General features: G+C 55.7%; 10 protein-coding genes and 1 pseudogene. 8 read left to right on the top strand and 3 right to left on the bottom strand.

The features are described 5' to 3' along the window. Positions 1-133: 133 nt before the first annotated feature. From zipA to JFU37_RS04440, 7 genes and pseudogenes are all read left to right on the top strand, one after another. Positions 134-988: a cell division protein ZipA gene (gene zipA, locus JFU37_RS04470; protein ID WP_201113342.1), complete on the top strand. Its 855-nt coding sequence runs from the start codon at positions 134-136 to the stop codon at positions 986-988. Positions 989-1,122: 134 nt separating this feature from the next. After that, a complete protein-coding gene (ligA, locus tag JFU37_RS04465) occupies positions 1,123-3,480 on the top strand; it encodes an NAD-dependent DNA ligase LigA (RefSeq protein WP_201113340.1) in 2,358 nt (785 codons plus the stop codon). Positions 3,481-3,685: 205 nt separating this feature from the next. After that, a complete protein-coding gene (locus tag JFU37_RS04460) occupies positions 3,686-4,849 on the top strand; it encodes a zinc-binding metallopeptidase family protein (protein ID WP_201113338.1) in 1,164 nt (387 codons plus the stop codon). Between the two features lie 112 nt (positions 4,850-4,961). Further along, positions 4,962-5,060, top strand: a pseudogene (locus tag JFU37_RS04455) (PepSY domain-containing protein); the annotation flags it as partial. Positions 5,061-5,071: 11 nt separating this feature from the next. Beyond that, entirely contained in the window at positions 5,072-5,377 is a 306-nt protein-coding gene (locus JFU37_RS04450; RefSeq protein ID WP_201113336.1) for a PepSY domain-containing protein, read from the top strand. A 3-nt stretch (positions 5,378-5,380) separates the two neighbouring features. Beyond that, positions 5,381-6,049 (top strand): response regulator transcription factor, encoded by a 669-nt coding sequence (locus JFU37_RS04445; RefSeq protein WP_201113328.1) that lies wholly within the window; start codon positions 5,381-5,383, stop codon positions 6,047-6,049. Further along, on the top strand, positions 6,046-7,359 hold the full coding sequence (locus tag JFU37_RS04440) for an ATP-binding protein (RefSeq protein WP_201113326.1): 1,314 nt from the start codon (positions 6,046-6,048) through the stop codon (positions 7,357-7,359). Before JFU37_RS04445 ends, JFU37_RS04440 begins: the two co-directional genes overlap by 4 nt. A gap of 16 nt (positions 7,360-7,375) precedes the next feature. On the opposite strand, the gene dusA is transcribed toward JFU37_RS04440, so the two are convergent. Together dusA and JFU37_RS04430 are read right to left on the bottom strand one after the other, a co-directional pair. Then, on the bottom strand, positions 7,376-8,371 hold the full coding sequence (gene dusA / locus JFU37_RS04435) for a tRNA dihydrouridine(20/20a) synthase DusA (RefSeq protein WP_201113324.1): 996 nt from the start codon (positions 8,369-8,371) through the stop codon (positions 7,376-7,378). A gap of 205 nt (positions 8,372-8,576) precedes the next feature. Next, on the bottom strand, positions 8,577-8,936 hold the full coding sequence (locus JFU37_RS04430; protein ID WP_201113316.1) for a DUF6124 family protein: 360 nt from the start codon (positions 8,934-8,936) through the stop codon (positions 8,577-8,579). A gap of 884 nt (positions 8,937-9,820) precedes the next feature. Here JFU37_RS04430 and JFU37_RS04425 point away from each other — a divergent pair. Beyond that, positions 9,821-10,819: a hypothetical protein gene (locus JFU37_RS04425; protein ID WP_201113314.1), complete on the top strand. Its 999-nt coding sequence runs from the start codon at positions 9,821-9,823 to the stop codon at positions 10,817-10,819. A 66-nt stretch (positions 10,820-10,885) separates the two neighbouring features. Here JFU37_RS04425 and JFU37_RS04420 read toward each other — a convergent pair whose 3' ends face one another. Continuing rightward, complete coding sequence (locus JFU37_RS04420; protein ID WP_201113312.1) at positions 10,886-11,884, bottom strand: hypothetical protein; 999 nt, start codon at positions 11,882-11,884, stop codon at positions 10,886-10,888. Positions 11,885-12,171 lie beyond the last annotated feature (287 nt).

Below are 12,171 nucleotides of genomic sequence, written 5' to 3'. Positions count from 1 at the left end.
TAGTTTAATGTCAATTTTTCGTATACGTGGGCAAAACGCCTGTCAGAACATAGAGTTGGCGCCACGTTTTAAAGCGGTTTACGAGTTGTAAACCCCTTATTTTTCAGCATTTTTTATAGAGGCACGGGATTACATGGAAATCGGTCTGCGCGAGTGGCTGATCGTCATCGGCATTATTGTCATTGCCGGTATTCTTTTCGATGGATGGCGTCGCATGCGCGGCGGTAAGGGAAAACTGAAATTCCGTCTTGATCGAAGTTTGTCCAACCTGCCGGAAGAGGACACCGGCGCCGAGCTGTTGGGCCCGCCCCGCGTGCTGGATACGCACAAAGAACCGCAACTGGACGAGCATGATCTGCCGTCGGTCAGCATGCCTGCCCGTGAACCCCGTGATTCGGGTTCCAAGCGCGGCAAGCGTGGCCATGGCGAGCCCTCCCAGGGCGACATGAACCTCAGCCTGGACCTGGACGGCGGCCCAAGCTTCAGCAGCCGTGACGACGATTTCCCGGATGACACCAAGGCCGCGCCTTCGGTCAGCGAAAAAGAGCAACCGCAAGCCGAAGAAGTGCTGGTGATCAGCGTGATCTGCCGCGACGCGGCCGGTTTCAAAGGCCCGGCGCTGTTGCAGAACATTCTGGAGAGCGGTCTGCGTTTCGGCGAGATGGACATCTTCCACCGTCACGAAAGCATGGCCGGCAATGGCGAAGTGCTGTTCTCGATGGCTAACGCGGTCAAGCCGGGCGTCTTCGACCTGGACGACATCGACCACTTCAGCACGCCGGCGGTGAGCTTCTTCCTCGGTCTGCCAGGCCCGCGTCATCCGAAGCAAGCCTTCGACGTGATGGTGGCTGCGGCACGCAAACTGTCCCAGGAATTGAACGGCGAACTGAAAGACGACCAGCGCAGCGTGCTGACCGCCCAGACGATTGAGCACTACCGTCAGCGCATCGTCGAATTCGAACGTCGTGCCCTGACCCAGAAGCGCTAAAGTCAAGAGATCGCAGCCTCGTTTCACTCTGTAGGAGCTGTCGAGTGAAACGAGGCTGCGATCTCTTGATCTTGATCTTGATGAGATGAGATAGAGCAGCCTCGGCTGCTCTTTTGCTTTATGAGAGAACACCCATGACCGCCGCCAAAAACCGTATTCTAGAGCTGCGCGCTGAGCTGGATCAGCACAACTACCGCTATCACGTATTGGACGAGCCGAGCATCCCGGACGCCGAATACGACCGGTTGTTCCATGAGCTCAAGGCCCTTGAAGCGGCCCATCCCTACTTGATCACCAGCGACTCGCCAACCCAGCGAGTGGGCAGTGCGGCACTGTCGGCGTTCACTCAGGTACGCCATGAAGTGCCGATGCTCAGCCTCGGCAACGCCTTCGAAGAAACCGACATGCGCGAGTTTGATCGTCGGGTGACCGAGGGTCTCGACTTGCCGGCCGGCGACTTGTTCGGTGGCGGCGCGGCGGTGGAATACAGTTGCGAACCCAAGCTCGATGGCCTGGCGGTCAGCCTGCTTTATCAAGACGGTGTGTTGGTGCGTGGCGCGACTCGCGGCGACGGCACCACCGGCGAAGACATCAGCGTCAATGTGCGCACCGTGCGCAACATCCCGCTCAAACTGCAAGGCAACGGCTGGCCAGCGACCCTGGAAGTGCGCGGTGAAGTGTTCATGTCCAAGGCCGGATTCGAACGGCTCAATGCCACGCAACTGGAAGTCGGCGGCAAGACCTTCGCCAACCCGCGCAACGCGGCGGCGGGGAGCTTGCGGCAGTTGGACTCGAAGATTACTGCCAACCGTCCGCTGGAATTCTGCTGCTACGGTATCGGCCAGATTTCGGCGGATATCGCTGACACGCACATTGGCAACTTGCAGCAACTCAAAGCCTGGGGCATGCCGATCAGCCATGAGCTGAAGCTGGCTCAGGGCATCGATGAATGCCTGGATTATTACCGCGACATCGGTGAGCGCCGTAATGCGCTGCCGTATGAAATCGACGGTGTGGTGTTCAAGGTCAACAGCATCGCCTCCCAGCGTGAGCTGGGTTTCCGCGCTCGCGAGCCGCGTTGGGCGATCGCCCACAAATTCCCGGCCATGGAAGAACTCACCGAATTGCTCGACGTGGAATTCCAGGTCGGTCGCACCGGTGCCGTCACCCCCGTGGCGCGCTTGAAACCGGTCAAGGTCGCCGGTGTCACCGTGGCCAATGCGACGTTGCACAACATGGACGAAGTGGCGCGCCTGGGCCTGATGATCGGCGATACGGTGATCATCCGTCGCGCGGGCGATGTGATTCCGCAAGTGGTGCAAGTGGTCCTCGAGCGCCGTCCGGATAACGCACGGCCGGTGCAGATCCCCGAGCAGTGCCCGGTTTGCGGCTCTCATGTCGAGCGCACGCAACTGGTCAAGCGCAGCAAGGGGCGCGAGACCGTCAGTGAAGGCGCGGTGTACCGCTGCGTCGGTCGGCTGGCCTGCGGTGCGCAACTCAAACAGGCGATCATTCACTTCGTTTCCCGCCGCGCCATGGACATTGAAGGTCTGGGCGAGAAGAGCGTCGAGCAATTGGTGGACGAAGGCCTGGTCAATTCGCCGGCCGATCTGTACGCCCTGACGTTCGAGCAAATTGTCGATCTCGAAGGCTTCGCCGAGCTGTCGAGCAAGAACCTGCTTGGCGCTATCGAAGACAGCAAAAAACCGAGCCTGGCGCGCTTCATCTACGCCCTCGGGATTCCCGATGTCGGCGAAGAGACGGCCAAGGTGCTGGCGCGTTCTCTCGGCTCGCTGGAGCGGGTTCAGCAGGCGTTGCCGCAAGTCCTCACGTACTTGCCGGATGTCGGTCTGGAAGTGGCTTACGAGATTCACAGCTTCTTTGAAGATGCGCATAACCAGCAGGTGATTGCCGATTTGCTCAAGCACGGCCTGCAGATACAGGATCAGGGCGAGTTGGGTGCCGAGTTTGCGGCGAGCACGACGTTGGGCGGTTTCCTCGACAAGTTGCACATTCCTTCGGTTGGACCGGGCGGGGCGCAGAAGCTGGCGGACAAGTTTGGTTCGCTCGAAGGCGTGTTCGGCGCTGACTGGCTGGACATGCGTCAGGCGCTGCCGGAGAAACAGGCGAATTCGGTTCGCGAGTTTTTCGCGGTGGCTGAAAATCGCCAGGTGGCCGAAGCCGCCGAGAAACAGTTGCGCGATTTCGGCATGCATTGGCAGAGCGAGAAAAAAGTCGTCGAAGGCCTGCCGCTGGCTGGCCAGACCTGGGTGTTGACCGGTTCGCTGGAGTTGATGAGTCGTGATGTGGCCAAGGACAAGCTTGAGAGCCTGGGTGCCAAGGTGGCGGGTTCGGTGTCGGCCAAGACTCATTGCGTGGTGGCTGGGCCGGGTGCCGGGTCGAAGTTGGCCAAGGCCAATGAGCTGGGGTTGAAGGTGTTGGATGAAGAGGCGTTTGTCGGGTTTTTGAGCCAGCACGGCATCTCGATCTGACACAGGGAAGCACAAGATCAAAAGATCGCAGCCTGCGGCAGCTCCTACAGTAGATCGATGTCGTTTCCGCCAAACGTGCGGTGACCGCCAATCCCCTGTAGGAGCTGCCGAAGGCTGCGATCTTTTGATTTCCCCCACCCAATACGCAGGAACGATCATGGCCCGAGAATGATCTAGTCTTGGCAAGCCCCAGGGAGAGATCGCCATGCACCGCTTCTTCGAACAGCTCAGCTCACGCATCGCCGCGCCTTTCATCGGGGAAAGCTCGCGCAACAGCAAGGTCTGGCATTGCCGCTGCGGGCAGTCGCTGTTTTTTCGCAACAGCCAATGCTTGGCCTGTTCGGCGGCGCTGGGTTATCAGCCGGAGCAGAGTCGCCTGTCCTCACTGCAGCCTGGCCCTCTAGCCAATACATGGTTACTCGATGTCGATCTCGAGGCGGGCGTGTTCAGCCGCTGTGCCAACCTCGATACCCCCGCCGCGTGTAATTGGTTGCTGCCGGCCAACGGCCACGATGCGTTATGTATCGCGTGCAGCTTGAACCACACCATCCCTGATCTATCCATTGCAGAAAACCACGAACGCTGGCGCAAGGTCGAAATTGCCAAGCGGCGCCTGGTCGCTCAGTTAGTCAGCCTCGGCTTGCAGGTGATCCCGAAAACCGTGGACGAAGAGACCGGCCTGGCCTTCGATTTCATCGGTGTCGACCTCGAAGGCAATCCGCCGACCACCGGCCACGCCAACGGCCTGATCACCCTCGATATCAAGGAAGCCGACGATGCCCATCGCGAGCAGGTCCGGGTGCAGATGCACGAACCGTATCGCACGTTGCTCGGGCACTTTCGGCATGAAGTCGGGCATTACTACTGGGACCGATTGATCGCCAACAGCCAGTGGCTGGAGCACTTTCGCGGTGTGTTCGGTGACGAGCGCGCCAATTATGCCGACGCGATGGAGCGGCATTATCAGCAAGGCGCGCCCCTCGACTGGCAACCGCATTACGTCAGCGCCTACGCCACCATGCACCCTTGGGAGGACTGGGCCGAAACCTGGGCTCACTACCTGCACATGATGGACGCGGTAGATACGGCGCTGGGTTTTGGCATGAGCGCCCGGGAAATGGATTTCGACTATCAGCCATTCCCGCCCAGCACCCTCTACGATCCACACCATCCCGGTGGCGCGGCGTTCCTGTCGTTCGTCAATGCGTGGATCGAACTGGCCGGCATGCTCAATGAACTGTCGCGCAGCATGGGGCAGCCGGACTTCTATCCGTTTGTCCTTTCACCTGCGGTGATCGCCAAACTGCACTTCATTCACTTGGTGATACAGCAGGAAGGCGGCCGGGCAGACGAGGTGTTGGCGCAATAAAAATCAGCCCGTGATTGCACGGTGCGGTGCTCCATGATGGCAATTCAGTTTCAGTTAAGTTCGGATCGCTAAGGTGCCCCCGTAGGCGACACACAAAGATACGGAGACACCGATGAAAGTCCTGACCGCCAGCATCGCCCATGCTCTCGACCTCGGCCCCGATGAAGCCCTGAGGCTGCGCGATGCGGGTACCCTTGTGTCGTCCGGGAAACAGGATACGTAATGAAGGTGCTTTCTTTTTCATGCCTGGCTTTGGCGCTGCTGGCTTTTTGCTCGGCGGTCATGGCGCGCGAGCTGAATCAGGACGAAGCCCTGCGCCTGCGTCAGCAGGGTGTGATCCTGCCATTGGAACAGCTGTTGCAACAGGCGCTGGACCGCTACCCCGGTTCCAAACTGCTGGAAGCCGATCTCGAAGAAAAACACGACGTCTACCTGTATGAAGTCGAGCTGTTGACCACCGAAGGCGTGGTCCGCGAACTGGACATCGAAGCCGTCACTGGCCGTTTATTGAAAGACAAGGAAGATTGATCGATGCGATTGCTGCTGGTGGAAGACCACGTGCCCCTGGCCGACGAATTGATGGCCGGGCTCAACCGCCAGGGTTATGCCGTGGACTGGCTGGCCGACGGTCGCGACGCGGTGTACCAGGGCAGCAGCGAACCCTATGACCTGATCATCCTCGACCTCGGCCTGCCGGGGTTGCCGGGGCTTGAGGTGTTGACCCAATGGCGCGCTGGCGGATTGTCGACGCCGGTGCTGATCCTCACCGCGCGCGGTTCCTGGGCCGAACGGATCGAAGGCCTCAAGGCTGGCGCGGACGATTACCTGACCAAACCGTTCCACCCCGAAGAGTTGCATTTGCGGGTTCAGGCATTGTTGCGCCGGTCCCACGGTCAGGCCAATCAGCCGACCCTCAAGGCGGCCGGCTTGCACCTGGATGAGGGCCGTCAATGCGTGACCCGCGACGGCGCCGACATCCAGCTCACCGCCGCTGAATTCCGTCTGTTGCGTTACTTCATGCTGCACCCCGAACAGATCCTCTCCAAAAGCCACCTCGCCGAACACCTCTACGACGGTGAAACCGAGCGCGATTCCAATGTGCTGGAAGTCCACGTCAATCACCTGCGACGCAAACTCGGTCGTAGCGTGATCGAAACCCGTCGCGGTCAAGGGTACCTGTTCGGCGGGCAAGCCCAGTGAGGTCAATCCAGCGCCGCTTGAGCCTGGGGCTGATCAGCGTGATGGTGATTGTCGGCCTGGTGCTGGCGCAAACCAGTCTGTGGCTGTTCGAAATGGGCTTGCAGCGTTACCTCGAAGCCGGGCTGCGCGACGACAGCGAAAACCTGCTGGTGGCACTGGTGCGTGGCCCGCAGGGCTTGCAACTGGATGAGCGGCACCTGTCGCCGGCGTATCAGCGACCGTTTTCCGGGCATTACTTCCGTATCGATTTTGCCGACAGCCATTGGCGTTCCCGTTCGCTGTGGGATCAGGAACTGCCGTTGATGGACCATCCCGGTCTGCACAGCAACCTGCAACTGGGACCGGAAGGGCAGCAGTTGCTGGTGTTGCGTTCGGACTATCGCCGATTGGGCCAGTCAATTTCCATCAGCGTGGCCCAGGACTACACGCCGGTACGCGAGAGCTTCCTGCGCATGCAGCAGATCGGCCTTGGCCTGGGTCTGGCGGGGCTGCTGCTGATTCTGCTGTTGCAGCGGGTCACTGTTCGCCGCGCGTTGCGTCCGCTGGAAAAAGCCCGCGAGCAGATCGCCCAGTTGCAGCAGGGCCAGCGCTCGCAACTCGATGACCAGGTGCCCGTGGAGCTTGAACCGCTGGTGGCGCAGATCAATCATTTGCTGGCCCACACCGAAGACAGTCTCAAGCGTTCGCGCAATGCCTTGGGCAACCTCGGTCATGCCTTGAAAACCCCGTTGGCGGTATTGTTGAGCCTGGCGTCAAGCGAGCAGCTCGATGCGCATCCGCAACTGCGCAAAACCCTCAAGGAACAACTGGAACAGGTCCAGCATCGACTCAATCGCGAACTCAATCGTGCCCGGTTGTCCGGTGACGCACTGCCGGGCGCGTTGTTTGATTGCGACGCTGAATTGCCCGGCTTGCTGGCCACGTTGAACATGATTCATGGCGAGCATCTGCACCTCAGTTACCTCGCCCCCGCCGGACTGCAACTGCCGTGGGATCGCGAGGATTTGCTGGAACTGCTTGGCAACCTGTTGGACAACGCCTGCAAATGGGCGGACGCCGAGGTTCGATTGAACGTGACGGTAACCACAGAAAGCTTTGAGTTAAGCGTGGCAGACGACGGACCGGGGATACCCCAGGACCAACGCGATAAGGTGTTCAGCCGTGGAACACGGCTGGATGAACAGACTGACGGGCATGGCTTGGGCCTCGCGATCGTGCGTGACATCGTCGACACGTGGCGCGGGGCATTGCTGTTGCAGGAGAGCGAGTGGGGCGGGTTGAATGTGACCATCAAGTTGCCGAAACGCTGATACAACAGCGGGGCGCTTAACGCCCCTCAAGCAACTCGGCGGCCTGATCCAGCAACGCCAAAGGCTCTTTGGCCTTGTGGATATCCACCGACAACAGCTGCCGAAACTTGCGCGCCCCCGGAAAACCGGTGCCCAGTCCCAGCACATGCCGAGTGATATGGTGCATCGAACCGCCCGCCTCAAGGTGCGCAGCAATATAGGGCCGCAACTGCGCCAGCGCTTCGGCCCGACTGATCACGGGTGCCGTGCTGCCGAACAGCTGCTGATCCACCTCAGCCATCACATAAGGATTGTGATACGCCTCACGGCCCAACATCACACCGTCAAACGTCTGCAAATGCGCGTGGCAGGCTTCCAGCGTCTTGATCCCGCCGTTGAGAATAATCTCCAGCTCCGGAAAATCCTCTTTCAACCGTGCCGCCACGTCATAGCGCAACGGCGGAATGTCCCGATTCTCCTTCGGCGACAACCCCTCCAGAATCGCAATCCGCGCATGCACCGTAAAACTCGTGCATCCGGCATCCCGAACCGTGCCGACGAAATCACACAATTCCTCGTAACTGTCCCGCCCATTAATCCCGATCCGGTGTTTCACCGTCACCGGAATCGACACCGCATCGCGCATCGCCTTCACACAATCGGCCACCAACTGCGGATGCCCCATCAGGCACGCACCAATCATATTGTTCTGCACCCGATCACTCGGGCAGCCGACATTCAGATTCACTTCGTCGTAACCGTGGTCCTGGGCCATGCGCGCGCAGGCAGCCAGGTCCAACGGCACACTGCCGCCAAGCTGCAACGCGAGCGGGTGCTCGGCCTCGTTGTGCCGCAGGAAACGCTCGTGATCGCCGTTGAGCAGCGCGCCAGTGGTGACCATTTCGGTGTAGAGGAGCGCGTGCCTGGAGAGCAGGCGCAGGAAGAAACGGCAGTGGCGGTCGGTCCAGTCCATCATCGGGGCGACGGAGAAACGGCGGGAGAGCGGGGCGGGTGTGGCGTTGGTTACGGACATTGGGGATCTGGAATCGGTGAGGCTAGGAGGTGGGAGAGTTTATCAGGATTGGCTTAGGACTGAGATAACCCCCCCGGATAAGAGATAAACAAGCGATGAGAAACCGTGGCGAGGGGGCTTGTCGGAACGCCGCACCGCCCCGTTGGACTGCGCAGCCGTCGCAGCAGCCCAACACCGACAAGCCCCTCGTCAGAACGAACCAGGCCTACACGGGCGGATCAATCTGATCCAACACCCGGTTAGCCGTGATCTCCGCCAGCATGATGCTGTTTGAAATACCCAGCAGGGCATTGCGCGACCCACCCTCTAGAAGATCCACCAAGTGATGGACCATCACATCGACCGAGGCCAGGGTCTCGACCAGATAAACCATCAGGGTTTCGGTAGTGACCTCTGGGGCCACGGTGAACAGAGTGCTGGGCGTACGCGGCTTCGCTTTGATATCGGCAGTGGAGGGGAAGTGATAATCAAGGGCCCGTTCGGCGGCGTCGTTGAGTTTTTTTGAATCGGGTTCGTACGGGGATGCCGGATCGGTGTCCGGTGGGTTGGGTGTGACTTTGAACATATCTTAGGTTCCTAATGGTGTGCCAACCCTCCTGCTGCTAAACGAGAGGGTGGCAGCTGCACGCAGGTTAGCAGACCGGGAAACCTAAGAAGCCGGCGCGCCCAAGGGCGCCCTGCGCACAGCTACCATCAAAATGCAGGCGAAAAACCTGACTGATAGAAGCGTCGTACGACTTAGGTTATCGCGGGCTGCTAAACCCGATCACTGATGGGCAGTGACACGAATCAAGTTACCGAGCGGGCCCAAGGCGCACAAGCCGGCGGATTCTGGCGTAACCGTAGGCAACGGCGCAAGGTTTTGTAGCTTTCAGGAAGTAAGCTTGAGGGTGCTTAAACAAGCACCTTTTGGCGATGTTTAATGAAAGGCCACGTGGTGCGTTTTCGATGCTCAAACCTCGAAGGGTAGAAAAGTGGACGGATTTATTTTTGTACTTCGCAGCATGGAAAAATAAATCTGTCCCATCTTTTTTCGGCCCCTCTTTTTTCGCTTATGAGAAGAGGGGTGATAGCGCCGTATTCTATGGTCTGGAGCAGTCCTCAGAGAACTTGTAAGGGGTTCGGATCCCTATCCACTCATGCTCCCCGTTCACGGCAATGACTGCCTGCCCCCCATGGTAACTGTCTATGAAATAAACAGCAGGGATCACATGCTCATTGATACCGACCTAGTAGGGATTGAATGAAACCACAGGACTGCTAGTCTTAAAAATTACGCCATCCTAGAATTACTCAGTGACAAGCAGATCGCAATCGTTGCTGCAGTGGAGCGATTGACAAATGAACTGAGTCGATGTGGCTATTAGTGCTTGCGTAGGCTACACCTTTAGTATGTTTGCTGAGGCCGATTGCACCAGTTACGAAAGGTATTGAGCTTAAGGAGTCAATATGAAAGCCGGTTACTTGAGGGGCGCAATTCTAACACTCCTGTTCTACAATGTTTCTTCTTTATCGATTGCAGCTGATACTAAAGATGATTCAACGCTCGAAAAACAAAAAGAAGCTCTACTAACCATAAGAGATTTTGCCACCTCCATTTGTGATTCAGTAAAAGCACAAGGCAAGGCAACAGCATGGGAAGGCTCTACTGGTGCGAAAGCGAAACTCGGAGGAGTAGTTAAAATCATAAGCGACCTTGGTGTTGAAGGAGCAGAGAAATATAAGTCTTCTGAATATGAAGGGGTTTTGCAAACCGACCTAAGCAAAGTGCTTACAGAGCAAGGATCCTGCCGACATTCTGTATTCGTCGAATTGAAAGATAAACTCATTCCTGATGCTGTCGCTATTAAACCGATAGTTTCATCCAGTGCGAGAGATTCGATATTGGGGCGGTTCGGCCTTACCGTTAAAGAGGTTGAAGACAACAATGATATCACTACTTCACTTCATAAAAGTGAAGAAGAAGGAACACTTTGGATAGAATACAAGCAGCCTCTGTTCGGTAAAATCTTTACAGTAGCTCAGAGTTTAGATGACTCCAAGAAAACCGAAATGGCAAGGGCGTACTATAGCCTTTATGGTGGTGATGGTAGTTTATTCAAAAACGCAGACTTTGCTGAAGCACACTCTATGTGCACAATAACACGTTATAACTCCATGCTATCTAAATTGATCGAGAGATTCGGCATTCCTACTGATATAAAAGATCCAAGTGAGGAAGAGGCATACTCAAACGAAGGAGGAACGACGTATAAAGGGATATCAAAAACCGCTGGCGCCGGATGGCGATTTTCTGATGAAAGCAAATTACTTTTCCAGATTAGATCAAGTGAGAAAGAGCGGGTATATGGAAATGCCCAGATCACTTGGAAGTGTGTCGTGCAATTATGTGCCATACCCAAAGGGTGGAAAAAATCTTGTTTTGAAATACCTGGAATTGAGCTTTAATGTATATTCTCTAATCGAGATTAATTATCCTCATACAGCGCTTGATCTGAGTGGTTAAGTTAGTCGCTAGAGTGCTAGTCCTGGTATATCAAAACAAGTTTCTTTGGTGTCTGTAGGTATCGCGCATAGTTCGACGATGCACTCCCAATAGTTCTCGGTCTTGCTGAATGTTCGCTCAACATCTCGGGAGTTCATCTGGAAAAGTAATTTGCTTTCATCAGAAAACCGCCATGCAGCGCCTGCACTATTAAATAATGCATTAACTTTAACTCCTCCGTCGTTGGAATATGTGGTTTTCTCTTTTGGATTTTTGATGTCAGTGGGAGTGCCGAATTTTTGAATCAGTTGGGATAGCATGGAGTTATAATGTGTAGTAGAACACATAGTATGTGTTTCATCAATGTCGGCTCCCTTGCTTCCCCAACTATCACCGCCAAGCAGCTTGTAACTTGCCCGTGCCATTTCGGTTTTTTTTGCGTTGTCTAAGTTCTGCGCTACAATAAAGCTTTTGCCAAATATAGGCTGCTTATAGCTTATCCAGAATGTTCCTGTATCATCATCCTTGTGCAGCGAAGTAGTGACTTTATTTGTCTGTTCAACTTCTTGTACTGTTTTCCCAAACTCCCCGTATATCACAGTGCTCGCCTTGGAGGAACCGGGAGGTATAGAAGTTCCGCTCTCGGGAATGAGCTTGTCTTTCAACTCTATGAATACTGAGTGGCGACAGGATCCTTGATCTGTTAGCACTTTGCTTAGGTCCGACTGTAAAACTCCTTCGTATTCAGAAGACTTATATTTTGCGGCTCCTTCAACACCAAGGTCGCTTATGACTTTCACAACCCCTCCGAGTTTTGCTTTTGCATCAGTGGAGGCCTCCCATGCTGTTTGTTTACCAACAGCCTTTACTGAATCACAAATGGAGGCTGCAAAACTTTGTATGGCTAAAAGGGCTTCTTTTTGTTTTTCTAAAATTGAAGTTTCCTTGGTTTCAGTCGAAAATACTAAAAAAGAAACGCTGAAGAGTAAGGTCGTTAGAAATATGTTTTTTATATATTTTGCTTTCATGTTAGTTCCTTGCTAAATTTCTGTTGATGGTCAGATCCAAGCAATGAAGCAATATGTTGTGCTGAGTACTATAAATAAGTTGCCTTGTTGCATGTTTCTAAAATTGAGATTCCGACCTGGCTTGCATGTTGCTCTATGCTGATCTGAAGGAGGCGCTAGTTCAGCATTAATTTGTGTGTTCGGTCTCATCAGGCACAATAAAGGTGTAGACTATTTTTGTGCGGATATCCACACTGACTCTAGCCGTTTGTCAATCGGCTCTTTTGAGCAGTCTAAGCATGGTCTAA

Origin of the sequence: Pseudomonas sp. TH41 (genome assembly GCF_016650695.1) — a bacterium.
Classification (GTDB): Bacteria; Pseudomonadota; Gammaproteobacteria; order Pseudomonadales; family Pseudomonadaceae; genus Aquipseudomonas.
Note: the sequence above shows the minus strand (reverse complement) of the source record. Positions and strands in the feature narration are given on the sequence as shown.

Excerpts from the sequence above, each read along its gene's own strand:
- zipA (WP_201113342.1), top strand. The coding sequence starts at position 134 with ATGGAAATCGGTCTGCGCGAGTGGCTGATCGTCATCGGCATTATTGTC.
- ligA (WP_201113340.1), top strand. The coding sequence starts at position 1,123 with ATGACCGCCGCCAAAAACCGTATTCTAGAGCTGCGCGCTGAGCTGGAT.
- JFU37_RS04460 (WP_201113338.1), top strand. The coding sequence starts at position 3,686 with ATGCACCGCTTCTTCGAACAGCTCAGCTCACGCATCGCCGCGCCTTTC.
- JFU37_RS04450 (WP_201113336.1), top strand. The coding sequence starts at position 5,072 with ATGAAGGTGCTTTCTTTTTCATGCCTGGCTTTGGCGCTGCTGGCTTTT.
- JFU37_RS04445 (WP_201113328.1), top strand. The coding sequence starts at position 5,381 with ATGCGATTGCTGCTGGTGGAAGACCACGTGCCCCTGGCCGACGAATTG.
- dusA (WP_201113324.1), bottom strand. The coding sequence starts at position 8,371 with ATGTCCGTAACCAACGCCACACCCGCCCCGCTCTCCCGCCGTTTCTCC.
- JFU37_RS04430 (WP_201113316.1), bottom strand. The coding sequence starts at position 8,936 with ATGTTCAAAGTCACACCCAACCCACCGGACACCGATCCGGCATCCCCG.
- JFU37_RS04425 (WP_201113314.1), top strand. The coding sequence starts at position 9,821 with ATGAAAGCCGGTTACTTGAGGGGCGCAATTCTAACACTCCTGTTCTAC.
- JFU37_RS04420 (WP_201113312.1), bottom strand. The coding sequence starts at position 11,884 with ATGAAAGCAAAATATATAAAAAACATATTTCTAACGACCTTACTCTTC.